The organism is [Bacillus] caldolyticus, from assembly GCF_003595605.1.
Taxonomy (GTDB): Bacteria; Bacillota; Bacilli; order Bacillales; family Anoxybacillaceae; genus Geobacillus; species Geobacillus thermoleovorans.
In genome coordinates this window covers 20,779-45,819 of the sequence record NZ_CP025074.1, presented here as the reverse complement: position 1 = coordinate 45,819, position 25,041 = coordinate 20,779, and the positions used below count along the sequence as shown (strand labels likewise).

General features: G+C 54.6%; 25 protein-coding genes and 1 pseudogene. 4 read left to right on the top strand and 22 right to left on the bottom strand.

From position 1 onward, the window contains the following. The 19 genes from CWI35_RS00280 to ilvD form a co-directional block, all read right to left on the bottom strand. Complete coding sequence (locus tag CWI35_RS00280; protein WP_020278618.1) at positions 1-795, bottom strand: ABC transporter ATP-binding protein; 795 nt, start codon at positions 793-795, stop codon at positions 1-3. Beyond that, positions 770-1,762 (bottom strand): ABC transporter permease, encoded by a 993-nt coding sequence (locus CWI35_RS00275; RefSeq protein ID WP_023633546.1) that lies wholly within the window; start codon positions 1,760-1,762, stop codon positions 770-772. Before CWI35_RS00275 ends, CWI35_RS00280 begins: the two co-directional genes overlap by 26 nt. 14 nt (positions 1,763-1,776) lie before the next feature. After that, positions 1,777-2,790, bottom strand: a complete 1,014-nt coding sequence (locus CWI35_RS00270; RefSeq protein WP_014196076.1) for an ABC transporter substrate-binding protein — start codon at positions 2,788-2,790, stop codon at positions 1,777-1,779. Positions 2,791-2,908: 118 nt separating this feature from the next. Next, positions 2,909-4,051: a Leu/Phe/Val dehydrogenase gene (locus CWI35_RS00265; RefSeq protein WP_014196077.1), complete on the bottom strand. Its 1,143-nt coding sequence runs from the start codon at positions 4,049-4,051 to the stop codon at positions 2,909-2,911. 186 nt (positions 4,052-4,237) lie between these two features. Then, complete coding sequence (locus CWI35_RS00260) at positions 4,238-5,188, bottom strand: NAD(P)H-dependent flavin oxidoreductase (RefSeq protein WP_014196078.1); 951 nt, start codon at positions 5,186-5,188, stop codon at positions 4,238-4,240. 158 nt (positions 5,189-5,346) lie between these two features. Next, positions 5,347-5,547 carry a hypothetical protein gene (locus tag CWI35_RS00255; protein WP_011231519.1) on the bottom strand — a complete coding sequence of 67 codons (201 nt, stop codon included), beginning with the start codon at positions 5,545-5,547 and terminating at the stop codon, positions 5,347-5,349. After that, positions 5,510-6,367 carry a phenylacetic acid degradation operon negative regulatory protein PaaX gene (gene paaX / locus CWI35_RS00250; RefSeq protein WP_011231520.1) on the bottom strand — a complete coding sequence of 286 codons (858 nt, stop codon included), beginning with the start codon at positions 6,365-6,367 and terminating at the stop codon, positions 5,510-5,512. Before paaX ends, CWI35_RS00255 begins: the two co-directional genes overlap by 38 nt. A 263-nt stretch (positions 6,368-6,630) precedes the next feature. Next, positions 6,631-7,842 carry an acetyl-CoA C-acyltransferase gene (locus CWI35_RS00245; protein ID WP_011231521.1) on the bottom strand — a complete coding sequence of 404 codons (1,212 nt, stop codon included), beginning with the start codon at positions 7,840-7,842 and terminating at the stop codon, positions 6,631-6,633. Between the two features lie 26 nt (positions 7,843-7,868). Further along, positions 7,869-8,732, bottom strand: coding sequence for a 3-hydroxyacyl-CoA dehydrogenase (locus CWI35_RS00240; protein WP_021321741.1), 864 nt, complete (start codon positions 8,730-8,732; stop codon positions 7,869-7,871). A 249-nt stretch (positions 8,733-8,981) separates the two neighbouring features. Beyond that, on the bottom strand, positions 8,982-10,499 hold the full coding sequence (locus CWI35_RS00235) for an aldehyde dehydrogenase family protein (protein ID WP_011231523.1): 1,518 nt from the start codon (positions 10,497-10,499) through the stop codon (positions 8,982-8,984). A 17-nt stretch (positions 10,500-10,516) separates the two neighbouring features. Beyond that, the gene (locus CWI35_RS00230) at positions 10,517-11,290 is read right to left on the bottom strand and encodes an enoyl-CoA hydratase-related protein (protein WP_014196082.1); all 774 of its coding nucleotides are present in this window, start codon (positions 11,288-11,290) and stop codon (positions 10,517-10,519) included. A 12-nt stretch (positions 11,291-11,302) separates the two neighbouring features. After that, on the bottom strand, positions 11,303-12,079 hold the full coding sequence (locus tag CWI35_RS00225) for an enoyl-CoA hydratase/isomerase family protein (protein WP_011231525.1): 777 nt from the start codon (positions 12,077-12,079) through the stop codon (positions 11,303-11,305). Then, the gene (locus CWI35_RS00220; RefSeq protein WP_011231526.1) at positions 12,072-12,383 is read right to left on the bottom strand and encodes an EthD family reductase; all 312 of its coding nucleotides are present in this window, start codon (positions 12,381-12,383) and stop codon (positions 12,072-12,074) included. Before CWI35_RS00220 ends, CWI35_RS00225 begins: the two co-directional genes overlap by 8 nt. Before the next feature lie 24 nt (positions 12,384-12,407). After that, a complete protein-coding gene (gene paaD, locus CWI35_RS00215) occupies positions 12,408-12,884 on the bottom strand; it encodes a 1,2-phenylacetyl-CoA epoxidase subunit PaaD (RefSeq protein WP_011231527.1) in 477 nt (158 codons plus the stop codon). 156 nt (positions 12,885-13,040) lie between these two features. Then, a complete protein-coding gene (paaC, locus tag CWI35_RS00210) occupies positions 13,041-13,874 on the bottom strand; it encodes a 1,2-phenylacetyl-CoA epoxidase subunit PaaC (protein WP_011231528.1) in 834 nt (277 codons plus the stop codon). Then, the gene (gene paaB, locus CWI35_RS00205) at positions 13,850-14,203 is read right to left on the bottom strand and encodes a 1,2-phenylacetyl-CoA epoxidase subunit PaaB (RefSeq protein WP_042380853.1); all 354 of its coding nucleotides are present in this window, start codon (positions 14,201-14,203) and stop codon (positions 13,850-13,852) included. The genes paaC and paaB overlap by 25 nt, the downstream gene beginning before the upstream one ends. Before the next feature lie 12 nt (positions 14,204-14,215). Continuing rightward, complete coding sequence (paaA, locus tag CWI35_RS00200) at positions 14,216-15,184, bottom strand: 1,2-phenylacetyl-CoA epoxidase subunit PaaA (RefSeq protein ID WP_119877352.1); 969 nt, start codon at positions 15,182-15,184, stop codon at positions 14,216-14,218. 90 nt (positions 15,185-15,274) lie between these two features. Next, positions 15,275-16,606 carry a phenylacetate--CoA ligase PaaK gene (gene paaK / locus CWI35_RS00195; protein ID WP_011231531.1) on the bottom strand — a complete coding sequence of 444 codons (1,332 nt, stop codon included), beginning with the start codon at positions 16,604-16,606 and terminating at the stop codon, positions 15,275-15,277. Between the two features lie 287 nt (positions 16,607-16,893). Next, positions 16,894-18,573, bottom strand: a complete 1,680-nt coding sequence (ilvD, locus tag CWI35_RS00190) for a dihydroxy-acid dehydratase (protein WP_023633537.1) — start codon at positions 18,571-18,573, stop codon at positions 16,894-16,896. Between the two features lie 275 nt (positions 18,574-18,848). On the opposite strand from ilvD, the gene CWI35_RS00180 reads away from it, so the two are divergent. The 4 genes and pseudogenes from CWI35_RS00180 to CWI35_RS00165 all read left to right on the top strand — a co-directional run. Next, the gene (locus CWI35_RS00180) at positions 18,849-20,213 is read left to right on the top strand and encodes an ISLre2 family transposase (RefSeq protein ID WP_119877350.1); all 1,365 of its coding nucleotides are present in this window, start codon (positions 18,849-18,851) and stop codon (positions 20,211-20,213) included. Positions 20,214-20,808: 595 nt separating this feature from the next. Next, positions 20,809-21,933: a glutamate 5-kinase gene (gene proB / locus CWI35_RS00175; RefSeq protein WP_011231534.1), complete on the top strand. Its 1,125-nt coding sequence runs from the start codon at positions 20,809-20,811 to the stop codon at positions 21,931-21,933. Continuing rightward, positions 21,930-23,174, top strand: a complete 1,245-nt coding sequence (locus CWI35_RS00170; protein ID WP_011231535.1) for a glutamate-5-semialdehyde dehydrogenase — start codon at positions 21,930-21,932, stop codon at positions 23,172-23,174. Before proB ends, CWI35_RS00170 begins: the two co-directional genes overlap by 4 nt. Positions 23,175-23,256: 82 nt before the next feature. Next, positions 23,257-23,481: pseudogene (locus CWI35_RS00165) on the top strand (beta-eliminating lyase-related protein); the annotation flags it as partial. A gap of 229 nt (positions 23,482-23,710) precedes the next feature. Here the strand turns inward: CWI35_RS00165 and CWI35_RS00160 are convergent. Genes CWI35_RS00160 through CWI35_RS00150 form a run of 3 tightly spaced genes read right to left on the bottom strand, consistent with a single transcriptional unit; the run spans position 23,711 to position 25,027 of the window. Next, positions 23,711-24,121 (bottom strand): GtrA family protein, encoded by a 411-nt coding sequence (locus tag CWI35_RS00160; protein ID WP_011231537.1) that lies wholly within the window; start codon positions 24,119-24,121, stop codon positions 23,711-23,713. Then, a complete protein-coding gene (locus CWI35_RS00155) occupies positions 24,093-24,938 on the bottom strand; it encodes a glycosyltransferase (protein WP_119877349.1) in 846 nt (281 codons plus the stop codon). Before CWI35_RS00155 ends, CWI35_RS00160 begins: the two co-directional genes overlap by 29 nt. Continuing rightward, complete coding sequence (locus CWI35_RS00150) at positions 24,869-25,027, bottom strand: glycosyltransferase family 39 protein (RefSeq protein WP_240432189.1); 159 nt, start codon at positions 25,025-25,027, stop codon at positions 24,869-24,871. Before CWI35_RS00150 ends, CWI35_RS00155 begins: the two co-directional genes overlap by 70 nt. Positions 25,028-25,041: the final 14 nt, after the last annotated feature.

The window sequence follows — 25,041 nt, the reverse complement described above, 5'->3', positions numbered from 1 at the left end:
TCAGCTCAATACCGCACGATCGCTTGCGAGCTGTTCCCCGCGAATGCGTTGGAATTCTGCGAGCAACTTTTCTACCGTTAAGCTTTTCTTTTCATTCTCATCCACTTCGAAAATGATCTGCCCTTTATCCATCATGATGAGGCGGTTTCCTAAATCGATGGCCTGCTGCATATTATGGGTGACCATCAAGGTCGTCAATCGATATCGCTCCACAATCTCTTTTGTTAAGTTGGTGATCAACTCCGCTCTGGCTGGATCGAGAGCCGCTGTATGTTCATCGAGCAGCAAAATGGCAGGTTCAGTGAAGGTCGCCATAAGCAAAGACAACGCCTGCCGCTCTCCGCCCGAGAGCAAGCCGACTTTCGCCTGAAGACGGTTTTCTAAACCGAGATGAAGGGTGGAGAGCAACTCGCGAAAATCATCGCGCCGTTTTTTCGTCACTCCGCGGCGGAGCGTGCGCTTTTGATTGCGTGTATACGCCATCGCCAAATTCTCCTCAATCGTCATGTTTGGCGCCGTTCCGGCCATCGGATCTTGAAACACCCTTCCGATATAGCGGGAGCGGACGTATTCCGGCATCATGGTGACATCTTGACCGTCAATCCAAATCGTCCCTTCATCAGGAAACAACACTCCTGAAATCAAATTCATCAAGGTTGATTTTCCTGCTCCGTTGCTGCCGATCACAGTGACAAAATCTCCTTTTCGAAGTGTTAAATGAATGTTTTGGAGCGCGATCTTTTCGTCAGGCGTTCCCTCATGAAACACTTTATAAATCCCTTTTAACTGCAACATCCGCCTCACCCTTTCCCGTTGCGGCAACGTCCATCACCTGCGCTCGATTCCATCTTTTTTCTTCTTTGCGTTTTTTCTCTTTTTGTTGACGAACCATTTGCGGAACAACGAGCGCCAAAATGACAATGCATGCCGTAATGAGCTTCACATCCCCTGTTTCGAGAAATTGGACGCGCAAAGCGAGACTCACAACAATGCGGTAAATGATCGCTCCACCGATCACGGCAAGCGTGGCTCGCGCGATCGTTTTCGTTCCAAATACCGCTTCGCCGATAATGACAGAAGCCAGACCGATAATGATCATGCCAATTCCCATCCCGACATCGGCAAACGCGCCGTACTGGGCAACAAGCGCCCCCGAGAACGCGACCATGGCATTGGAAAGGCCCAACCCTAAGACAATGAGCAAATTGGTGTTCGCCGACAGGCTGCGAATCATGCGCGGATTATCGCCCGTCGCCCGAATCGCAAGCCCAATTTCCGTCTGTAAAAACCAGTCTGTGAACCATTTAAACAAAAGAGCAAGCAACGTCATCGACAGGAGAATTCCCCATGTTTTCGCCGCGGCCGAGTCAAGTCCGATTTTCGTCCCCCATTCTTGAATGGTTGTAAAAACCGTCTTCTCATTCAAAAGCGGCACGTTCGAACGCCCCATGATGCGAAGATTGATCGAATAAAGCGCAATCATCATTAAAATGCCCGACAAAAGCGGATTGACCTTCCCTGCTGTATGAAGAAGCCCGGTCATACACCCGGCAGCGAATCCAACGAAAAGCGCCAGACACGTCGCCACAAACGGATTGATCCCGTTGACAATCAACGTCGCCGCCACAGCAGCTCCTGTCACAAAGCTGCCGTCCACGGTTAAATCAGGGAAATCCAACACACGAAACGACAAATACACTCCCAGCGCCATAATGGCGTAAATCAGTCCCGATTCCACTGCTCCCGTGATGGACGCCAGCAACAGCACTCATCCTTTCATTCGATGTATTCCGCCATTTGATCCCATTCAGGCTTCAGTTTGATTCCTTGTTTTTCCGCTGCTTGTTTATTGATCACCAATTTTAATTTTTTCGGATATTCTGGTTTGATCTCTGATGGTTTGGCTTCTCCTTTTAAAATGGCGACTGCCATTTGCCCCGCTTGATAGCCGATATCGTAGTAATCAAACCCATACGCCGCAAAACAGCCTCGTTTTAATGAATCGAGCTCTCCCGTAAAAACAGGGATTTTTTTCTCGTTGGCAACGCTGACAACCGATTCAATGGCAGATACAACGGTGTTGTCCGTCACGATGTAAAACACATCTGCCTTGCCAACTAACGACTCTGCCGCCTGTTTCACCTCGGCTGTGGTCGAAACGGAGGCTTCCACCAACTTCAAATCCGTATGTTTCGCCGCTTCCTTCACTTTTTCAATTTGCGCCAACGAGTTTTGTTCGCCCGCGTTATAAATAAGCCCAACGGTTTTCGCATCCGTTTGCTCATCGATGAATTGAATCGTTTTGCGAATCGCATCGGGATGGCTGTCCGTTGTTCCCGTGATGTTTTCCCCTGCCTTGTCCATCGATGGAACTAAACCGGCGCCGACCGGATCCGTCACGGATGTAAACACAATGGGAATGTCTTTCGTCGCATTGAGCGCACTTTGCGCGCTCGGAGTCGAGTTGGCAAAAATAAGGTCAACCCCATCCGATACAAAGTTATTGGCGATCGTTTGGCTGTTATTCATGTCGCCTTGGGCATTTTGGATATTGTACCGAACATTTTTCCCCTCTTTAAATCCCCCGTCTTCGAGCGCCTTTTTAAATCCATTGAAGGCAGCATCTAACGATGGATGTTGAATGATTTGGGTGACGCCAATCGTAAACGTTTTCTGCTTTCCATCTTCTTTCGCACCGTTCGTCGCGGCCTTCTCTTCTCCCCCACAGCCTGAGAGCGCCAAAACTCCGAAAACGACCGGTATCGCGAATCGTTTGATCGCTTGTTTCATGAATGATTCCTCCTCGCCTCTTTGATCGCTGCTTTCCAAAAGGATTTTTCTCTGAATTAAAAAATAAGGTATTATATTACGTATTTTCAGACATTTTTTCATATGGATAGACTCGGCATTAACGTCGAATATCCCACTTCGGCCGCTTTTGGTGCGTGAAAAAATGATTGCGGCGTTTGCGTTTCTCGAGCCGCTCTTCGCAAAATTGATCGGCTGCCTCGATCGTCGTTATTCCTTCCGATTCAGCCCGCGCATAAATGGCGAGCAGCGTATCATAAATCGCTTTCGTTTTCGCCAGCACCCGCTCTTTGTTCGCTCCGTACAGTTCATCGGCCACTTGAATGAGGCCGCCGGCGTTGACGATATAATCGGGGGCATACATGATGCCCTTTTCTTTCAACATACGGGCGTGGCGTTTGTCAGCCAGCTGATTGTTCGCCGAACCGACGACCGCTTTCACTCGCAGCTCGGCGATCGTTTCATCGTTGATGACGCCGCCAAATGCGCACGGGACGAACACATCGGCTTCGACGCGATAAATATCCGTTCCGTTCACCGGCTTGACGGACGCCCCGATTTGCTTGCCGTACGCCACGACCTCTTTGACTGCCGCTTCGTTCAAATCGCACACATACAGATCCGCCCCTTCTTCAAGCAAACGAAGCGCCACTTTTTTTCCGACTTTTCCGAGCCCTTGCACCGCATACGTTTTGCCATGCAAATGCTTGCTGCCAAACACAACATCGTTCGTCGCCTGAATGCCGTAAACAACGCCCTCGGCGGTCGGCACGGATGAGTCGCCGCTTCCGCCATACGCTTCCGGAACGCCGACGATGCAATTCGTCTCTTTCAGCGCGTGCACAAAATCGTCCGGCGTCGTCCCCATATCCGTGCCCGTGTAAAACCGGCCGCCTAATGACTCCACGAACTGGCCGAAAGCGCGAAACAATTCCGGCGATTTGTCTTTGCGCGGATCGCCGATGATCACCGCCTTGCCGCCGCCAAAATCGACATCGGCAGCCAAGCATTTATACGTCATCCCTTTCGACAGCCGAAGCGCATCGGCGAGCGCCTCTTCCGTCGTGGCATACGGATGCATCCGACAGCCGCCGAGCGCCGGCCCAAGAGCCGTGCTATGAATGGCGATGATCGCCCTTAGGCCGGTCGCTTCATCGAGACAAAACACCACCTGTTCATGTTCACGCATTTGGAAAAACAAATCCAATCTTTGTGACATGTTTGGCGATAGCATGACATTCATCGCTTCCCCTCTCCTTTGCTTCACCGCTTGAAAGCGTTTTCAAGTTAATATAACAAAAAATATTATCACGTTAAAATAACGTAATACTATTTTTATAGTAACGATGTTCATTGTTAGTGTCAATCCTCTATCAACCAATTTTTCATCGCCAAAAAAAGACGCCGTTTGACAGGCGTCTTCGTTCGATCAGCGAAATAGTGTGGATAATGATTGCCACTGCGTTTTGGCTTCTGTCATCATTTGTTCAAACAGCTCGGCCACCGTTGGCACGCCATCGATGAGGCCAGCGATTTGCCCCGCGTTGATAAATCCTTCATGGAAATCGCCGAGGAGGGCGCCGCGGCGATGACGATCCTCCGATGTATATTCTTGAAACTGCTCGAGCGGCATGCCTTGCTGTTCATACTCCAGCAGCTTCTCGACATACGGCGTGCGCATGACGCGGCGGATGCGCCCGACCGAACGGCCGACAATGACCGTTTCATTTTCCTTTGCCTCGACAAGCCGCTGTTTATACGCTTCATGAAACGGCGCTTCCTTCGTGGCCACAAGCCTGGTGCCGAGCTGCACCCCTTGGGCGCCGAGAGCCAGCGCGGCAAGCAGCCCGCGCCCATCGCCGATGCCGCCGGCAGCGATGACAGGAATGCGGACGGCGCTGACGACTTGCGGAATGAGCGTCATCGTCGTCAGCTCGAGCGGCGAGTTGATTCCCGCCGCCTCATACCCCTCAGCGACGACGAGATCCGCTCCAGCCGCTTCCGCTTTTTTCGCTTGGCTGACCGAGGCGACGACGACGATCACCTTGATGCCATGTTCCGCAAAACGTGGAATCCACGGCGCCGGATTGCCAGCTGAAAGCGAAACGACCGGTACTTGATGTTTGATGACAAGCTCGGCGATCTCCGCGGCGTGCGGCGTCACCTGCAGCGGGATGTTCACAGCAAACGGACGGTTGGTGCGCCGCTTCGTTTCAATAATCAGCGCCTCCACCTCATCGGGCGTCATCGTTCCGGCTCCGATCGTTCCAAGCCCCCCCGCTTCCGATACGGCGCTCGCCAGCTCGGCGTTGCTGATGTTGCCCATCCCCCCTTGAATGATCGGATAACGAAGATCAAGCAAACGACAAACATCATTCATTATATTCACACCCCGTGAAAAATACGTTATATATAAACGATACCATATTTTTTAGAAGATGCGAATGGTTGATTTATATAACGAAGAAAAAACGAACACCAATTTAACCGTATGAATTTCCTTTGAAGCCTATTTTCACCAGTGAAGACTGCCGTAAGTCAACGCCGCGCCCCACAGCGATGAAAAATCGACAACGATTGGTGGGCGTCCACACCAATGATGATCGTTTGGACGACAACATGCTTCTTCCACGTTGCCGTACCGAACGTTCCATGAACGTCAAACAGGATGCACAGCTGTTGTTGCGCCGTGCATCCCGGTTCATTCCACCGATATCTCTTCCTCTTCTTTTTTGTCAAGCTCTGCCCCTTCTTGAAACACCGCTTCAAAGAAACGGCTGGCCGGTGCCGCGAGTTGTTGATAATAGTCGTTGAACAAGGCGGCCGCATGGCTTCCCATCCACTCATTCGGCAACAGCTCTTCCGGCAAGCCGGGGTCGATGAACAAAAATTTTCGGTATTCATGGACGAGCTTCGTCCGCTCGACAAAACATTCCGCGTCCGACATTTCGCCGCGCTCGATTTTATGTTTGTCAATCACATATTTTTGACTGTAGACCGCAATAAACTGCTCGTATTTTTGGTTGATCTCTTCTAAGTTCCAGCACTTTTCCACAAGCTGCTTATTCGTATGCGGTCCATCGTATTCGGCAAGAAAGAAGTCGACATACGGGCGGATGTCATACTTGTCGATCAAGTCGTACACTTGTTGCTCCAAATTATTCGGTGAAATCCAGCAGCTGTTGGAAATCGTGCCGAACCCGCTCCAAACAAGCTCCTTTCGCAGTTCATCGCGCAAATGCCGCTTATCCTCAGGAATCGTATAGATGAGAATGCGCCATTTCCCGTCCCAATGCTCGGGGCGCGTTTTGTAAATGCGCCGCGCCGCTTCTTCCATCCGCTTGACGCCGCGTTCCGTGAGCGAATAGTAGCTTTTATTGCCGCGTTTTTCCGCGCGAATCCAGCCTTGTTTGCTCATGCGCGACACCGCCGCCCGCACCGCCTGGTCGTTATGGCCGAACTCGCGGAGGAGGCGGATTAGGCTCCCGATCCAAATTTCACCGCCGTAATGGCGGATGTAGTCGCCGTAAATCGTAAAGATCATTGAGCGTGTGTTCATTGTGAATGGGCTCCCTTTATCTTGTTTTCGAAATATAATCGTAACAAACTTTTATCACGCTGGCAAGACGGACGAAAAAACAAAAGGAATAAAAAAGAGCCGCACCGCTAAAAAAGCAGGCGGCTCTCAACGGCATGCAAACATGCGGCCGCAGCTTCGGCAGCTTCATCAACTTAGGCAGACGTCATTCAACCAGACCGGCTGTATGACGGGCCGTCGTCTGAACATAACCATCCTTTCCGCCGAACGAAGACAAGGCGCTCTCACCGTTCGTCCGCGTTTTTCACAATCGTCGCGATTCCTTGGCCGACGCCGATGCACATCGTTGCCAAGCCATAGGTGACGCCGCGTTTTCGCATTTCGTAAATCAATGTCGTCAAAATGCGGGCGCCGCTCGCGCCAAGCGGATGGCCAAGGGCAATCGCTCCCCCGTTGACGTTCACTTTCGCCCGATCGAGCTCAAGCTGCCGGATGCATTCCAGCGCTTGCGAGGCAAACGCCTCGTTCAGCTCGACAAGTCCGATGTCGTCAAGCGACAACCCTGCGCGGCGCAACGCTTTGCGTGTCGCAAAAATCGGGCCTATCCCCATCACCGCCGGTTCGACGCCGGCGACAGCCGAAGTGACATAAACCGCCAGCGGCTTGAGGCCGAGTTCCTTCGCCTTCTCTGCGCTCATGACTAGCAGCGCCGCCGCCCCGTCGTTGACGCCGGAAGAGTTGCCGGCCGTCACCGTGCCGTTTTCAAACAATGGGGGCAGCTTCGCCAGTTTCTCAAGCGTCGTATCCGGACGCGGATGCTCGTCTTTATCGACGACAACGCGGTTGCCTTTTCGATCGTGATAAACGACCGGCACGAGTTCATCGGCAAACCGATTCGTTTCGATCGCTTGTTTCGCTTTCATTTGGCTTTCGTAAGCAAACTCATCTTGCGCCTCGCGCGTAATGCCGAATCGCTTCGCCACATTTTCCGCCGTTTGCGGCATGCTGTCGGTGCCATACATTTCGTGCATTTTCGGATTGATAAAGCGCCAACCGATCGTTGTGTCATACATCTCGATGTTGCCGCGCGGAAAATCGCTTGACGGTTTGGCCATGACAAACGGGGCGCGCGTCATGCTTTCCACGCCGCCGGCGATCATGATATCGGCCTCATTGGCCAAAATCGCCCGCGCCGCATAATTGACCGCATCAAGCCCTGAACCGCACAGCCGATTGACCGTCACCCCTGCGACCTCAATCGGCAGCCCGGCCAACAGCGCCGCCATGCGGGCGACGTTTCGGTTGTCCTCGCCGGCTTGGTTGGCGTTTCCAAAGACAACGTCATCAATTTGCTCGACCGGCACATTCGGATTTCGCTCGATGAGCGCTCGAATGACAACAGCCGCCAAATCATCCGGCCTGACTTCTTTTAGCGCGCCCTTGTAGCGGCCAATCGGTGTGCGCACCGCATCCACAATCACGACTTCTCTGCCCATGTTCTCTCCCTTCCTTTTCCAGCGAATCAGCTGTTTTCCCGATTCGTATAGTCATAGACGCCGCGGCCGGTTTTGCGGCCAAGCCGCCCCGCTTTGACGTATTGCTCCAAAAGCGGCGCCGGGCGGTATTTTTCTCCGAGTTTTTCGTGCAAATATTTTAAGTTGTTCAATCTCGTATCAAGCCCAACTAAATCAGCGAGCTCAAACGGCCCCATCGGGAAATTGAGGCCGAGCTTGATCGCCTTGTCGATCTCTTCGGGCGTCCCGACCCCTTCTTGCAGCATGTAAAACGCTTCATTGCCGACAAGGGCGCTGATCCGGCTCGTGACAAATCCAGGAAATTCATTGACAACCACTGTCTCTTTTCCCATTCGCTCGGCCGCTTCTTTGGCCACTTGCGCCGTTTCGTCGCTCGTCTCAAGGCCACGGATGATTTCCACAAGCTTCATTTTATGAACCGGATTGAAAAAATGCATGGCGATCACCCGCTCCGGCCGCTTCGTGAACGAACCGATTTCGGTCGGACTCATGGTGGATGTATTCGTCGCAAAATAGCACGACGCCGGTGCATGGGCGTCAATCGTCTCGAACACTTGCTTTTTCAATTCAAGCTTTTCCGGCACCGCCTCGATCACCAAATCGGCATCGCGCACAGCGGCCGCCAAATCAAGTGAATACGACAGGCGCGCCTCGGCTTCTTGCCGCTCGCTGTCGGTCAATTTCCCTCGAGCGACCGCTTGTTCAAAAATCGAAGCAATCTCCTTCTGGGCGCTCTCCAATTGTTCTTGCTTAATGTCCACTAAGGTCGTCTGGAACCCGCCGACAGCGCCGACATAAGCAATGCCTCTCCCCATCACGCCGCTGCCGACGACAACAAGGCGTTCGATCATCGTCTTCCCCCTCTCCTGCTTTCGCATATGACGGCTGATGCATCAAGCCGGCGTGCCTTTCGCCAAGCAGCGGACGCCGTCAAATGAATGGGCACCCCATCACGAGCGACGGGGTGCTCGGCAAACGAGCGGGCGTGTCTCTCCACGCTTGCCCTAACCGGCTCTTGCCTTCAAGGGCGGCAAACTGAACGTTGCTTCCAAGGACGCGACCCGCTCTCGTATAGTAGCAAACGCAAAACGGAGAAAATCTTAGACGCCAAACGGATTAAGCGGACGCGGACCGTAATACGACAGCACGCTTTTCGTTTCTGTGTACAAATCAAGCGCCTCGACAGACAGCTCACGCCCAAATCCGGACTGTTTGTAGCCGCCAAACGGCGTGCCTGGGAAAGCGGAGAATGGGCTGTTGACCATGACAATGCCGGAGCGCAGCTGTTTCGCTACGCGAACGGCGCGGCCATGATCTTTCGTCCAAATCGCGGCGGCCAGTCCATAGTCGCTGTCGTTCGCCAATTCAATGGCTTCGGCTTCATCGCGGAATTTCATCACGACGACAACCGGTCCGAAAATTTCTTCACGAACCGCTTTCATTTGATGGTTCACGTTCGTCAAAATCGTCGGCTCATACCAGTAACCGTTTTCAAACCCAGCGACAACCGCCTCTTTTCCCCCGGCGGCGACCGTCGCTCCGTCGGCGACAGCCGATTGCACGTATTCGTCAATCACTTCCAGCTGCCCGCGGCTGATGATCGCCCCAACATGCGTGCCGGCATCAAACGGGTCGCCGAGTTTCAGCTGCTTCGTTTTGGCCACGAACGCTTCCATAAACGCGTCATAGATGCTTTCATGCACATACAAGCGGGAACGCGCCTCGCACGATTGGCCGCTGTTGTAGAAAATGCCGAACAATGAGCCGGCGACAGCGGCTTCTAAATCAGCGTCCGCAAACACAAGGCTTGGCGATTTGCCCCCCAGCTCGAGCGTCACCCGTTTTAATGTTTTCGACGCCTTCTCCATAATTTCCTTCCCCACCGGCGTCGATCCGGTAAACGCCACTTTGTCGACGAGCGGATGTTCGACCAAATAGTCCCCAACTTCCGCTCCGGCGCCCGTCACCACATTGACGACCCCTTCCGGCACGCCGGCCTCATGGCAAATTTCCGCCAGCACAAGGCAGGTGAGCGGCGTCAGCGACGCCGGTTTAACGACGACCGAGCATCCAGCGGCAATGGCAGGCGCGATTTTCCAAGCCGCCATCATGAGCGGATAGTTCCAAGGAATGATTTGGGCGCACACACCGACAGGCTCTTTTTCTGTATAGTTGTGAAACGCGCCCGGCATCGGGTTGACCGCCCCGCGGTGCCCAATGATCGCCCCGGCGAAAAATTCAAAGTCTTCAATCGCCTGCATCACTTGCCCTTGAGCAGCCGACAACGCTTTGCCGGTATTCAAAATTTCCAATTCCACCAATTCATTAAAACGTTCGCGCATGATGGCCGCAATTTGGTACAAGATGCGCGCCCGTTTTTGCACCGGAAAATGACGCCATTTCCCACGGTCAAACGCTTGCCTTGCCGCCTGCACCGCCCGTTCGGCATCCTCGCGCGTCCCTTTGGCGACGCGGGCGACCGGTTCGCCAGTGGCCGGATTGGTCACCACAAATGTTTCGCCCGAGGCGCTTTCGACCCGCTCCCCGTTCACAATCAAATGATAGAAATCACGTTTGGTCGGCATCGGTTCCATTTTCTTTTGTTTGACAGTCGCCATCGTTTTTTCCCCCTTGCTTAGTTTCCTTGGAATAGTGGTTTTCGTTTTTCAAAGAACGCTTTGACGCCTTCGCGGTGGTCGGATGTCAATCCCGCAATGCGCTGGCATTCCGCTTCCCGTTCGAGGTAGCGGTCAAACGTCGTTTCCTCGCTTTCGCGAAGCAGCCGTTTGATGAGTCCAATCGCCTTCGTTGGCATGGCAGAGAGCCGCTCGGCAAACTGCTTTACTTCCTCCTCCCAATCAGAGAGAGGAATCACCTTTGTCGCCAGTCCGAGCGCAGCTGCTTCCTCGGCGGTCACTTTTTCCCCGAGCACCGCAAGCTCAAGCGCCTTCGCCCTCCCGACAAGACGCGGCAAATAGTAGAGATGGCCCGCGTCCGGCACAAGACCGACGTGAATAAACGCGGGAGCGAAACTCGCCTTTTCCGAGAGAAGCCGGAAATCACACGCCAGCGCCAAGCTCATGCCCGCGCCGGCCGCCGCCCCGTTCACCGCCGCGACAACCGGTTTTTCAAGATGATGAAGCGTTTTCATCATCGGCGCGTATCGGGAGCGCAGCACGTCGCCATGGTCCATTTCTTCCGTCACGCCGCTCAAATCTTCCCCCGCACAAAACGCCCGGCCGGCGCCTGTGATCACCACGCAGCGGACGTTTGGATCCGCCCCTGCTTGTTTTAGCGCCTTTGTCACTTCAGTGTTCATTTGTTCCGTAAACGCATTGAGCTGATCAGGGCGGTTGAGCGTCAGCCAGGCGACTTGTCCCTTCACTTCATAACGGATCGTTTCGTACATCGAACGCCCCCCTTATTTTCCTTGGAAGCGCGGCTTTCGTTTTTCGAGGAATGCCGCCATTCCTTCTTTTTGGTCTTCCGAGGCGAACAATAGGTAAAAGTTTTTCCGCTCAAATTGCATGCCTTCATACAGCGGATAGTCGACCGCTTTCTGCACCGCCTCTTTGATCAGCCGGAGAGCCAAAGGCGGCTGTTCAGCGAGACGCCCGGCCAGCCTCATCGTTTCTTCCATTAAAAGCTCCGGGCTGACGACGCGGTTGACAATCCCCAGCTGCTCGGCTTCTTTCGCCGACATACGCGCCCCAGTCCAAAGCCACTCGAGCGCCCGCTTCGGACCGATGAGCTTTGTCAGCCGCTGCGTGCCTCCCGCACCTGGCATGACGCCAAGGTTCACTTCTGGAAAGCCAAATTCGGCCGCCGACGACGCGACAATCAAGTCGCACGAAAGCGCCAGCTCAAAACCTCCCCCTAGCGCCAACCCGTTCACAGCGGCGATCATCGGCGTTTTCACGATGGACAGGCGATCCCAATCGGCAAACTGGTTCAGCCACTCAAGACGAATGGGGTCATCTTTTGCCATCTCTTGAATATCCGCCCCAGCCGCAAACGCCCGTCCACGCCCGGTCAACACAATGACACGCACCTTCTCATTCCGATCAAACGCTTCCACTGCCGCAACGATTTCCGCCACCATTTGACGGCTCAGCGCATTCAATACATCAGGACGGGCGAGCTCGATGATGCCGACCGCTCCCTCTTGACGCGCCGCAATGGAAACAAACTCACTCATGTTCCACTTCCTCACCGACCATAAAGGTGACGAGGTCGCCGGCAAATGACATGACATCTTTTGCCGATGCCTTCGCTTCTTTCGTTTTCATCGCCTCTTGAAACGCCTCTTGACTATCGTAATACATTTCACACAACAAATAATACTCGCTTTCCGTCCCCATCGGCGTCCCCGTAATTTTCGTCACCTTGATTTTTCGGAGGCCAGGAATTTTTTCCGTCAACGGCACATGCGTCCCATAATAATGGGCGTCAAACTGCTCCTTATCTTTCGGCTGTTTGTACAAGGCGATCATTTTAAACATCACGAACGTCCCCTTCCCCTTTTCTTATCCTGAAATTAATACGGGCTTCATCGCCTCAAACGGATTTTTGCATTGTTTGCAGTAGAAAATGCTGCGGCAGGCGGTCGGGCCAAACAAATTTTCCATGACGGTCCGCTCCGCCCCGCAATATGGACACGCCACTTGCCATGCCCCTGACGGCATTTGCCGCGGCGGCGGAGCGATGCCAAACTGCTTCAGCCGCTCCCGTCCGGCTTCGCTGATCCGGTCGGACGTCCACGGCGGATGGCGGAGAAACTCAACCGTCACCGCCGAGGCCCCTGCTTGCTTCACCGCTTCCTCAACCCGAGTGCGGATGATATCAAGCGCCGGACACCCGAGAAACGTCGGCAGCAGACAGACCGAGACCGCTCCATCCCGAACGTCAACCTGTTCCACCATCCCAAGATCGACAATGCTAATCGAATGAATTTCTGGGTCTTTCACCGTTTCTAACGCTTTCCAAACCTCTTCATTTGTCATGGTTCTCCCTCACAGTTTCCAACCCGCTGCCGTTTTTCCCGCTTTGGCTGCCTAGTGCCGCCAATGCTGCGCCGTTTTGCTCCTTCAACAAACACTTCGCCGTCACAAAGAGGCGTCATGCCCAACGCCGCACGTTGGCCAACAGCGGCGCGGACATTACCATATCGCATGCGGGACGGCGCGGTATACTTCTGACAACGTCGCCAGCGCTTCGTCCAAATCCGGCGTATGTTCGCCGTTGCGGCCGTTGCCATGTTTCATGCCAAACGGCATCGGCCAATCAAGCCCCACTTCGGCAAACGCCGGCGCCAGCGCGGCAATCGTGTTTTCCGTCAGCACCTTTTCCTCATCAATCAGCCCCCACCGCACCATTTCCGTTCCTTTCGCCCCGAGCGTCAATACGCCGGCAAAATCAGCGGCCACATCCTGAATGGCTTTGGTCATTCGCGTCCGCGCTTCCAAAGGGGCATTCGTCAGCTGGACAAACCACGTATGCCAATGAAGCAAATGGTAGTGCAGCTCCACTTGAATTTTCGCTGCCACTTCCGCGAGCGGGGCATAGCTGCTTTTGGTGAGCGACTCGAGACGGACGCGCTTCGCCTGCGTATAAAAATATTGGCGAACAACGGTAAACGCCCAATCATAGCGAGGCTCACGCAAATAATGCCCCGGGCCGTTCGCCCGTTCGAGCAAAACCGCATTGCGCCGGGCCGAAGCCGGACGTGCGTGCGCCAGTTCGTCGGCTGATCCACAGCCAAGATCTTCAAGCAGCTGATAATACATGGCCGCATGCCCCATCGTATCTTGGCTGATGGAAGAAAACGCAATATCCTCCTCGATATGCGGCGCCAACCCAAGCCATTCCGAGCCGCGGTAGGCAAGCAAAAAATCATCATCCGCGAGCTGAAACAATAGCTCGACAAGCGCCTCTTGACCGTCTGGATGGAAGTGAATCGGTTTTTCGCTCATCGCCGAATCTCGCCTTTCCATGACAAAATTTCCTTCTCGTCAAGCACGTTTTGCTCATATTTGCGCCATCGTTTCTTTAAATCCCCATATCCTCGCGTCAACCGGTAATCTTTGTTGTCAAGCCGCTTGAGCGTTGCTTTTTCCTCCTCACTCATTCGCCGGATATAGTCCCGCTTCACGACCCAAAGGTCCGCGACCGGCTCGCGGCGCATAAAGTTTTCCTGCGCCATCACGAGCGCGATCTCCTCATTGGGGGCAAGCAGACTGAATTGATGCTGCATCGGCGCATCCGGCGCTTTGCGGCTGAACACTTCAAACACTTGATAAAATCCTTGTTCTTTCCCCGCCATGGCCATCCCTCCTCATCCGGCCGTCCGTACGGCGCTGAGCGCCTCCCGCACCCACGCGTTCTGCTTATACGCCGTCCGCCGAAGCTCAAGCCGCTCCTGCGACTTCGGCCCGTTGTTGCGGATGATTTCTTTAAACCGCTCCCAATCCGGCTGCCGGTAAATCCATTGACCCTTCTCTTTGTCAAAATGCATTGTCTCATCAGGAATCTTCAGTCCGAGCGCCCAAATGCGCGGCACATATTTCGTAAAGAAGTCTTGGCGCAGTTGTTCATTCGTTTTCGTGCGGATGCGGTATTTGATCGTGATGTCTTGCTTCGAAGTTCCCGTCGTATCGGCCGTCGGCGGGCCAAAAAACATGAGCAACGCCTCCCACCAACGGTTGAGCGCCTCTTGCAGCATCTCTTTCTGCTCCTTCGTCCCTTCGGCGAGCGCCAAAATGATCGACTCGCCGTGCTGGGCGTGAAACACTTCCTCGGCGCAAATGCGCTTCAGCGCCCGCGCGTACGGTCCGTATGAGGCATCCAGCATGTTCGTCTGCGTCATAATCGCCGCTCCGTCGACGAGCCAGCCGATCAACCCGGCGTCCGCCCATGTCGGCGCTGGCATATGAAACACGTTATGAAACTTCAACCGTTCGTTCAATAAATCTTCGATAATATCTTCCCGCGTTTTGCCGAGCGGGGCCATCAAATCTTCCGCCACCCGAAGCAGCAGCTGGCCGTGCCCCATCTCATCCTGCACTTTCGCCATGATGCCAAGCTTGCGGCGCAGCGACGGCGCTTTCGGCACCCATTCTTTTTCCGGAAGCGCTCCCATAATTTCACTCACCGCATGCATCGCAATGAGCTTGATCAGCGTCACCCGATACTCATCCGGCATCCAGTCATCGGCTTCGATTTTTTCCCCCGCCTCGATGCGCTGCATAAACCGTTCGTATTTCTCCTCATCTGACAGGCGGGTGAACGTCATCATATCCGCCATCCCCCATCCACCTCTCGTTTAAAATATATAACGTTTGTTTAACGTTATTATATTTTAATGTCATATATTTTGCAATCGTTTTTTTCTCTATCAGATGGATTGCGGCTCTTCAAGATGGCGGCGGTCAACGATGCGAACCGCTTTCCCTTCCGAGCGCGGGAGCGTTTTCGGCGAATGGAGACGGACGTCAATCGAAATGAGACAGTGCGTTTTCAACAATGACTGAATGCGCCGGGCAAGCAGAGCGGCCTGCTCGCTTTGCAAATCTCCGCCGACCTCGCTGTAAAAACGATCGGTCACTTCCGCATGCAGCTCGAGCGCTTCCAAATGGCCGTGGCGGAGACGATGCAGCTGATAGTGCGGAGCCAGTTCCGAGACGCGAAGCAGATGGTGCTCAATTTCCGACGGGAACACATTGACGCCGCGGATGATGATCATATCATCAACCCGCCCCTTGACCCGCGACATGCGCGCCGTCGTCCGCCCGCAAGCACAACGCTCTCTCGTCACGGAAGCGATATCGCCTGTCCGGTAGCGGATGACCGGGAACGCCTCTTTCGTCAAGCTCGTAAAAACAAGCTCTCCTTCTTCCCCTTCCGCCACCGGCTCGAGCGTTTTCGGGTCGATCACTTCGACAAGGAAATGGTCCTCGGCGATATGGAGGCCGTTTTGCGCTTCATGGCACTCCATCGCCACCCCCGGGCCGATCACTTCACTCAGTCCGTAAATATCACATGCCTTCATATCAAACGTCTCTTCAAGCGTGCGCCGCATTTCCTCGGACCACGGTTCCGCACCGAAGATGCCGTATTTCAGCGATGTTTGCCGCGGATCTTTGCCCAGTTCTTTCATCCGCTCGGCAATGTTCAATACATAGGACGGCGTGGCGCAAATGACGGTCGGCTGAAAGTCTTCAATGATCATCACTTGCCGGTCGGTGTTGCCTCCGGATACCGGCACCGTCACCGCCCCAAGCCGCTCGCTGCCATAATGCAGCCCGAGCCCGCCGGTAAACAGCCCGTATCCATAGGCGTTGTGAATCACATCCCCCGGTTTCCCGCCAGCGATGACAATCGCCCGCGCCACAATGTCGGCCCAATGGTCAATGTCCTGTTTCGTGTAAGCGACCACCGTCGGTTTGCCGCTTGTGCCGCTTGATGCGTGTACACGGACGCATTGGGAAAGATCGACCGCGAGCAAACCAAACGGATAATGGTCCCGCAAATCCCGTTTTGTCGTAAACGGGAGTTTGCGTACATCCTCAAGCGTGCGAATATCCTCCGGCTTCACTCCCTTTTCATCAAACCGTTGCCGGTAAAACGGCACCCGCTCATACACACGCTCCGCCGTCGCCCGCAGCCTCACAAGCTGGATCGCCTCCAGTTCGCTGCGTGCGGCCGTCTCAATGTCATGCAAAATCATCGTTTCCGCCCCCTCTTTTAAAGCGCTTTCATAAAAATGGAAAATACAAAACTATATAACGTTATACAAACGTTATATAGTTTTATCATGATATCTAATTTTAAAATAGGCTAAATATTTGAAAATGTCAACATATTTTCAGACCAACAAAGCTGTAAAAAAAGGAGGCGATGGACGCTCCTTTCCAAAATAAATGAAAGAGGCGGAAAAACCGCCTCTTTTGATCCTGATCGTCTAATGGCGTCCCTCGCGCGCTTGGAAGGGGACAACGCTCTTACAGAAATCCGCTAAATCTTCATAATCCCCCCCGTGCTCGCCGATGTGACGTGTTTCGAGTAGCGGGCGAGATACCCGGTTTTCACTTTTGGTTCAAAGCCTTTCCAGTTCGCTTTCCGGCGTTCGAGCTCTTCATCGGACAGCTTGACGTTGATCGTTCGTTTCACCGTATCGATCTCGATGATATCGCCGTCTTGGATGAAAGCGATCGGTCCGCCTTCCGCCGCTTCCGGTGAAACGTGGCCGACGGACAAGCCGCGCGAGGCGCCGGAGAAGCGGCCGTCGGTGACAAGCGCTACCTTCGTACCGAGCCCCATGCCGACGATTTGCGACGTTGGCGCAAGCATTTCCGGCATCCCTGGGCCGCCTTTTGGTCCTTCGTAGCGGATGACGACGACATGACCCGGCTTGATTTTGCCGCTGGCGATGCCTTCAAGCGCCTCTTCCTGCGAATCAAACACGATCGCCGGACCTTCATGGCGCGTGATGCCGCCTTGGACCGCGCCGGTTTTGATGACGGCGCCGTCCGGCGCTAAGTTGCCGAACAAAATGGCGAGCCCGCCCGTTTCCGAATACGGGTTGTCAATCGGGCGGATGACATCGTAGTTTTTCACTTGGCAGCCGGCGATGTTTTCACCGAGTGTTTTGCCGGTGACAGTCAGCGTATCTAAATGAAGCGTGCCTTCTTTTTTCGCCAGCTCGTTCAACACCGCCGAGACGCCGCCGGCTTCGTGCAAGTCTTCAATGTAATGCACATCCGACGCCGGCGCGAGTTTGGCCAAATGCGGCACCCGCGCCGCGATTTCGTTGATGCGCTCAAGCGAGTAGTCGATGCCGGCTTCGTTGGCGATCGCAAGCGTATGCAGCACCGTATTCGTCGAGCCGCCGAGCGCCATATCGAGCGCGAACGCGTTGTCGATCGCTTTTTCCGTTACGATGTCGCGCGGTTTGATGTCATGTTCGATCAAATACATCAGCTGCTTTGCCGATTGGCGGACAAGCTCTTTGCGCGCTGGGTCAACCGCCAAAATGGTGCCGTTGCCCGGCAAAGCGAGCCCGAGCGCTTCAGCGAGACAGTTCATGGAGTTGGCCGTAAACATGCCCGAACACGATCCGCACGTCGGACAGCCGTAGCGTTCGAGTTCTTCGAGCCCTTTCTCATCGAGCGTTCCGCCTAAATACGCCCCGACCCCTTCAAACACGGACGAGAGCGAAATTTTCCGCCCGTCTTTCGTCACACCAGCTTTCATCGGCCCGCCGCTGACAAAAATCGTCGGGATGTTGAGCCGCATCGCCGCCATCATCATCCCTGGCGTAATTTTGTCGCAGTTCGGAATGCATACCATGCCGTCAAACCAATGCGCCGAGATGACCGTTTCGATCGAATCAGCGATGATTTCCCGGCTCGGAAGCGAATAGCGCATCCCGATATGCCCCATGGCGATGCCGTCATCAACGCCGATCGTGTTCATTTCAAACGGCACGCCGCCTGCTTCGCGAATCGCTTCTTTCACGATTCTCCCAAACTCTTGCAAGTGAACGTGCCCCGGAATAATGTCGATGTACGAATTGACAACCGCGATGAACGGTTTGTCAAAATCCTCATCTTTCACCCCGGCCGCCCGCAGCAAACTCCGGTGCGGGGCGCGGTCAAATCCTTTTTTGATCATGTCGCTGCGCCGCTTTTTCATATTCTGGTCCCTCCATCGTGCAGATTGCTAGGTTGCTAGTATTGTACCACTTTTTCTAATAAAAAGACAATTATCTTTATTCTGAGTGTGAGTAAAATATTTGTGGGTGACATTCCGAAATGATCCCCGACGAGGGTTGCGAACTTTTGTTCGCGACGCTCGTCGGGGCCACCAAGCGAAGCGCGGTAGAAAAAGCAAATGTCGTGAAAAAAGGACTCTCTCCCTGCTATGATGGTGATTGTCAACATCAACCGAAAACAGGAGGGAGAGAGTCCATGAAACATCTTACCACAGAATGGCCTTTATTAAAAGAGCTGGAGGAACAATTAGTCAGAACTCTTCAAAAGGTGTTCGCTGTCTTGTTGGCGGCCCTTTTGGAGGAGATTGATCAACAACTGGCGGAAGCGCGGGACAAGCGCCGGTATCAGCTGAAAGACAAACGGCCGACCACGATCCAAACGCTGTTTGGAGAAGTGACGTTTCGACGGAACTACTACTATGATCGGCAGGCGGGGGCGTATACCTTCTTGCTGGATGCCGAACTGGGCTTTGATGGAGCGCAGTCGATCAGCCCTTGCCTCGAGGAAACGGCGGTCGAGTTGGCCGTAGAGTGCTCTTCCTACCGCAAAGCAGCCCGTACGTTGGAGTCGATCGTGGGGTATGCGGTCCTAAGCCACGAGGCGATTCGCCAACTGGTGCTGGAGGCCCCTGTCTCGCTGCACCACCCTGTTTCCCAACGGCACGGCCGAGTGCTATTTGTGGAGGCGGATGGGCTGTTTATTTCCCGCCAGGGGAAAGGGAAACGGGCGAAAGAAGAGAAAATCCTGGCGGTTCACGAGGGATGGAAACGAAACGGTTCGCAGCTCGAGCTCGTGAACCGGCGCCACTACCTCCATGAAGGGGAGGGAGACGTGTGGGAACGGTTTGAAGAGTGGCTGATGAACGAATATGCCTATGACCCGTGCCGGGACCTTTTGATCATCAACGGCGACGCGGCGTCGTGGATCACAGCCTGCCGGGAGTATTTTGGAAAGCGGGCCTGCTTTCAGCTGGATCGATTTCATGTGGCGCGGGAGCTGCGTCAGTGTCTGTCCGGCCATCCGCGTTGGCGGGAGGTGCGGAAGAAGCTGGCGAAACAAGACGAAGAAGGACTTTTGGTCGAGCTGAACAGCGCGGTCGGCACGTTGGAGGACGAAGCGAAAGAGAAGCAGATGGCTGCCATGATCCGCCGGATCGAGTCGATGCCGGGATGCATCCGGGACTATCGGGAGTGGCTGTCGGAGCAAGGGGTGGAGACGACCGGCATGCGTCCGATGGGCCACGCCGAGAGCGTGATGAGCCGGTTTGCGCATCGGGTGAAATCCCGCCGCAGCTGGAAAGACCAAGGGCTTCGGGCGTTTCTGAGGGCGATGGCAGCCCGAATCGACGGGATCGGGTGGAGAAAGGGACGGTGGGAGGAGCAAGAGCCCCAGTCGGCCGTCTCGGCCTCAACAAAGTCCAAGCGGATCGAACAGGCCAAACGGAAGGCCGGACGGTTATGGGCAGATGTGGTGCGTCAGAATCTACCGTGTCTGCAGCGGTCATCCGGGACGCCGATCCATCAAGCGTTGTCGGCGCTCCGGGATGGTGGTTGGGTGTAAAAAAATGGAATACAATATCATCACCTCAAGATGAGGGATGAGAGTCCGAAAGCGCTTACGATATTAATTCCTGAAAATGGTTCGCTAACTAGTGATTGACAACGCCCGTAGTGAACCGAAAAAATGTTCTCCACAAAGTCTTGACTGACTCTTATTCTGAATGCGTTTTCATGATCTACTCTGCGAAAATGAGTCAGAAAAATCAGCCGCTCCTCTTGACAACCGGAGCATTTGGCGTCATAATTTCTTACAAATTATAAATCGCAAGTCTATCCTTGACAATGAAACAACGAGAACGGCACGGGATTAGTAAACCGAGGGAACGCGCCAGAGAGTGGAACCCACAGGCTGGAAGGTTCCTCGCGGGAAGCCGGTTGAACCTGCCCTAGACGGCCGCTTATGCAAACATAAGCCGCACGCCTGCGTTACAGGCCAGAGGTGGGCGCTTTGTGCGCCAAAAAAGGTGGTACCGCGGAACGCTTTTCCGTCCTTTTGCAAAAAAGGAGGAAAAGCGTTTTTTATTGGCCGGCCGCTTCGCAGAGCGGCTAGGCGATCCAACTCATGCCATTCAACACGCAAAGGAGGGAGGAACGCGATGAAACGGCAGCGCGTGGTGGTCAAAATCGGCAGCAGCTCGCTCACCGATCCGAAAGGCGGCCTTTGCCATGACAAGCTGTTCGATCACGTTGAGGCGATCGCTTATCTCAAACAGCTCGGCCATGACGTCATTCTCATCACGTCCGGCGCTGTCGCCGCTGGTTTCGGACCTTTAGGCTACCCGGCGCGCCCGACGACAATCGCTGGGAAACAGGCAGCCGCAGCCGTCGGGCAAAGCTTGCTCATGCAGGCGTACAGCTCGGCGTTCGCCCAATTCGGCTTTACGGCCGCTCAGCTGTTGTTGACGCGCAGCGACTTTTACAGCCGCGAGCGGTTCCGCAACTTGTTTGCCACAATCACCACACTGCTTGAGAACGGCGCCGTGCCGATCATTAATGAAAACGACTCCGTTTCCATCGAAGAATTGACATTTGGCGACAATGACATGCTTTCGGCGCTTGTCGCCGGCTTTTTGCACGCTGATGCGCTCATTTTGCTTACGGACATTAACGGGTTGTATGACGCCAATCCGAAAACGAATCCGCAGGCGAAAAAATACGCCTTTTTGCCGGAAATCACCGATGAGATGATCGAAGCCGCCGGCGGCATCGGTTCAGCCGTCGGCACCGGCGGGATGCGCTCGAAGCTTCTCGCGGCTCGAAAAGCACTTTCGTTTGGCGTCAGCGTGTTCATCGGCACGGGAAGCGGCCGAGAAAAACTGGCTGATATTTTAGCTGGAAAAGGAGACGGCACGTACATCGGCGTTCCGTTTCCGAAACAAATGCAAATGCGCAAACAATGGATTGCCTATCATGCTCCTGTCGCCGGCATGATCACGGTCGACAGCGGGGCTGAAGAAGCGTTGCTTATGCGTGGGAAAAGTTTGCTCCCTGCTGGCGTAACAGCGGTTTCCGGCGACTTCCATGCGATGGATGTCGTGGATGTCGTCAATGAAAAAGGGATCACGATCGGACGCGGCCAAGTGTATTACGCCGCCGCCGATTTGAAAAAAGTGAAAGGGCGGCCGAGCGAAGAGGCCCGGCAATACTCTTACCTTCACCGCCCGGAAGTCATCCACCGCGACAATTGGGTCACGTTGCGAAAGGAGAGTGTATCGAAATGAGCGAACTGCTCGAAAAAGCCGAACGGTTGAAAACCGCCTCACAAACGCTCGCCATGCTGTCAGCGGAGGAAAAAAATGAGGCGCTGGAACAGATCGCCCAAACCCTTGACCGCGAACGCGCCTTCATTTTGCAAGAAAACGAGAAAGATATGGCCCAAGGCCGCGAACAAGGGCTGTCGCCGGCTTTGCTTGACCGGCTCCAACTCACCAATGAACGCCTGGACCAAATCATCGACGGCGTCCGCCAAGTCGCCTCGCTGCCTGACCCGGTCGGAGAAATCATCGCAGAGTGGACGCGGCCGAACGGGCTCCGCATCCAAACGGTGCGCGTGCCGCTTGGGGTCATTGGCATGGTGTACGAAGCGCGCCCGAACGTGACGGTCGATGCGGCGAGCCTTTGCTTGAAAACGGGCAACGCAGTTTTGCTTCGCGGCAGCACATCAGCGCTTCATTCGAACAAAGCGCTTGTTGCCGTTATGAAAGAGGCGCTTCGCACAACGGCCATCCCGGAAACAGCCATTGAGCTGCTCGAAGACACGAGCCGGGAAACGGCGCAGCGTATGTTCCGTCTCAACAACTACTTGGATGTGCTCATCCCGCGCGGCGGAGCCGGGCTCATCCGCTCGGTCGTCGAAAACGCCACCGTGCCGGTGCTTGAGACCGGCGTCGGCAACTGTCATATTTTCGTCGATGAATCAGCCGAGCGGCAAATGGCCATCGAGATCGTCCTAAACGCCAAACTGCAGCGCCCATCGGTCTGCAATGCCGTCGAAACGGTGCTCATCCATGAGCGTTGGCCATATGCCGCCGACTTGCTTGAGACGCTTCACGCCCGCGGCGTCGAATTGCGCGGCGACCAACGTCTTGCCTCCGCCTATCCGTTTATCAGCGAGGCAACAGAAGATGACTGGTATACGGAATATTTGGCGCCGATTTTAGCGGTCAAACTGGTCGCCGATGTCGACGAGGCGATTGGCCACATCCGCCGCTACGGGACGAAGCACTCGGAAGCGATCATCACGGAAAACGAGGTGAACGTCCGCCGCTTTTTCCAGGCGGTCGACGCGGCGGTCTTGTACCATAACGCCTCAACCCGCTTCACGGACGGCGAACAGTTCGGCTACGGGGCGGAAATCGGCATCAGCACGCAAAAGCTGCACGCCCGCGGGCCGATGGGGCTTGTCGCCATCACGACGACAAAATCGCTCGTGTACGGGACGGGGCAAATTCGAACCGTGTAACCAAGGGCGGGAAGCGGGACCCCCGCCCCTGCGCTCCCGTCCTTTTGACGCATACAACGATTAGGAAAGAAGGGGGGCCACGATGCCGTTCATTGATTTTCGCAGCGATACCGTGACCAAACTGACGCCAGAGATGCGCCGGGCGATGTCGGAAGCCGAAGTCGGCGACGACGTATACGGCGAAGATCCGACCCTCAATCGTTTAGAAGCGTTGGCGGCCAAAATGCTTGGAAAAGAAGACGCCTTGTTCGTCACGAGCGGCACGCAAGGAAATCAAGTCGCCATCTTGACGCATTGCCGCCCGGGGTTTCTGTGAAAATGTCGCACCGACGAGCCATGATTTTCACCCTGAGTGGAGAGCGGACCGCGGCTCATGGACCTTTCCGTGAAAATCCCATGCGGGAAGCGATGATGTTCGTCTCCGGGTGGAGGGCAAACCGTTGCTCGTGAGCCCTTTCTGTGAAAATCCCTGGCCGGCAATCCATGGTTTTCATCCCCAGGTAGAGGGCAAGACGTCGCCTATAGATTTGTTTCTGTCAACGTTCGCTTCGCGGTGCCGCAAACACCCAACAGCGGCTGCCGATGAAATTCACCGCCATGCCCATGATCGTGGCCGCACCTTTCGCGAGCCAAAGCGGTCCAAGCCGTTCGGCCGCCAACAAGACAACAAGCGACACCCCAAGCGACAGCCCGTTGACCGCAAGAAACCGAAGCAATTCCCCAATATTCGCCCTTTGCTTCATTTGAAACGTCCAGCGCCGATTCCAAACGTAGCTGTTCGCCACCCCGGCGCCATAAGACACGACCTGAGCGATGGCCGTGGGAACGCCCGCGGCGGTGAGCAGAAAAAAGACAGCGAAGTCGACCATCGTATTGCCCACCCCGACGACGGCAAACCGCCATATGGCTTGTTTTTCTTTACGGAAGGTAGGAAGGCTTTCGTTCATGTCTCATTCCGACTCCCCATGTTTCATTGATAATATATAGAGGCCGCTCTTTCACTTCATCGTAAATGCGGCCGATGTATTCACCGGTAATTCCAAGCATCGTCATCGTCGCTCCGTTGCAAAACAGCATGACTATCAAAAGCGATGCCCATCCGGCCACGGTCGAATGGGTGAACCATTTCAAGTACAATACCGCCATCATGCCGACCACACTTGCCGCCGACAAAGCAAACCCAAGCCAGCTCGCCAATTTGGGCGGCTTATGCGAAAAAGACGTAATGCCGTCTACCGAAAAACGAATCATCTTCTTAAGTGGATACTTTGTCTCCCCAGCCAGCCGCGGCTCTCGCTCGTATTCCACCGCTATGTGCCGAAAACCGACCCAGCTGACAAGCCCCCGGACAAAACGATTTCGCTCTCGCATATAGCGTAACTTATTACACACTTTACGGTCAATGAGACGAAAATCGCCGGCATCAGCGGGAATGTCGATCTCGGTCGCCGCCCGCAGCAAGCGATAGAACACATACGCTGTCCATCGCTTGAACAACGTCTCCCCCTTCCGCTTGACGCGCCGAGCATAGACAACATCATACCCTTCTTTCCAACGCGCAATCATGTCCAAAATCAGTTCAGGAGGATCTTGCAAGTCGGCGTCAATGATGATGACAGCCTGGCCAGAGGTGTAATCCATTCCTGCTGTAATCGCGATTTGATGGCCGAAATTGCGGGAGAAGTCAATGTACTTCACCGTCTCATCTTTCTCATATTGAACCCGATACCGACGACCGCAAAACTGCCAACCAGCCACGTCCATCGTTGCGTCATCACCGCCTTCATCAGCATCCAAGTCGCTAAGAGCAATGTGAACACCAATACGGCATCAATATTGTTCGTCCGCGCCACAGCGACGAACACCG

Coding starts and splice junctions, on each gene's coding strand:
- CWI35_RS00280 (WP_020278618.1), bottom strand. CDS start 795: ATGTTGCAGTTAAAAGGGATTTATAAAGTGTTTCATGAGGGAACGCCT.
- CWI35_RS00270 (WP_014196076.1), bottom strand. CDS start 2,790: ATGAAACAAGCGATCAAACGATTCGCGATACCGGTCGTTTTCGGAGTT.
- CWI35_RS00265 (WP_014196077.1), bottom strand. CDS start 4,051: ATGAATGTCATGCTATCGCCAAACATGTCACAAAGATTGGATTTGTTT.
- CWI35_RS00260 (WP_014196078.1), bottom strand. CDS start 5,188: ATGAATGATGTTTGTCGTTTGCTTGATCTTCGTTATCCGATCATTCAA.
- paaX (WP_011231520.1), bottom strand. CDS start 6,367: ATGAACACACGCTCAATGATCTTTACGATTTACGGCGACTACATCCGC.
- CWI35_RS00245 (WP_011231521.1), bottom strand. CDS start 7,842: ATGGGCAGAGAAGTCGTGATTGTGGATGCGGTGCGCACACCGATTGGC.
- CWI35_RS00240 (WP_021321741.1), bottom strand. CDS start 8,732: ATGATCGAACGCCTTGTTGTCGTCGGCAGCGGCGTGATGGGGAGAGGC.
- CWI35_RS00235 (WP_011231523.1), bottom strand. CDS start 10,499: ATGGCGACTGTCAAACAAAAGAAAATGGAACCGATGCCGACCAAACGT.
- CWI35_RS00230 (WP_014196082.1), bottom strand. CDS start 11,290: ATGTACGAAACGATCCGTTATGAAGTGAAGGGACAAGTCGCCTGGCTG.
- CWI35_RS00225 (WP_011231525.1), bottom strand. CDS start 12,079: ATGAGTGAGTTTGTTTCCATTGCGGCGCGTCAAGAGGGAGCGGTCGGC.
- CWI35_RS00220 (WP_011231526.1), bottom strand. CDS start 12,383: ATGTTTAAAATGATCGCCTTGTACAAACAGCCGAAAGATAAGGAGCAG.
- paaD (WP_011231527.1), bottom strand. CDS start 12,884: ATGACAAATGAAGAGGTTTGGAAAGCGTTAGAAACGGTGAAAGACCCA.
- paaC (WP_011231528.1), bottom strand. CDS start 13,874: ATGGAAAGGCGAGATTCGGCGATGAGCGAAAAACCGATTCACTTCCAT.
- paaB (WP_042380853.1), bottom strand. CDS start 14,203: ATGGCGGGGAAAGAACAAGGATTTTATCAAGTGTTTGAAGTGTTCAGC.
- paaA (WP_119877352.1), bottom strand. CDS start 15,184: ATGGCGGATATGATGACGTTCACCCGCCTGTCAGATGAGGAGAAATAC.
- paaK (WP_011231531.1), bottom strand. CDS start 16,606: ATGATTTTGCATGACATTGAGACGGCCGCACGCAGCGAACTGGAGGCG.
- ilvD (WP_023633537.1), bottom strand. CDS start 18,573: ATGAAAAAGCGGCGCAGCGACATGATCAAAAAAGGATTTGACCGCGCC.
- CWI35_RS00180 (WP_119877350.1), top strand. CDS start 18,849: ATGAAACATCTTACCACAGAATGGCCTTTATTAAAAGAGCTGGAGGAA.
- proB (WP_011231534.1), top strand. CDS start 20,809: ATGAAACGGCAGCGCGTGGTGGTCAAAATCGGCAGCAGCTCGCTCACC.
- CWI35_RS00170 (WP_011231535.1), top strand. CDS start 21,930: ATGAGCGAACTGCTCGAAAAAGCCGAACGGTTGAAAACCGCCTCACAA.
- CWI35_RS00160 (WP_011231537.1), bottom strand. CDS start 24,121: ATGAACGAAAGCCTTCCTACCTTCCGTAAAGAAAAACAAGCCATATGG.
- CWI35_RS00155 (WP_119877349.1), bottom strand. CDS start 24,938: ATGGACGTGGCTGGTTGGCAGTTTTGCGGTCGTCGGTATCGGGTTCAA.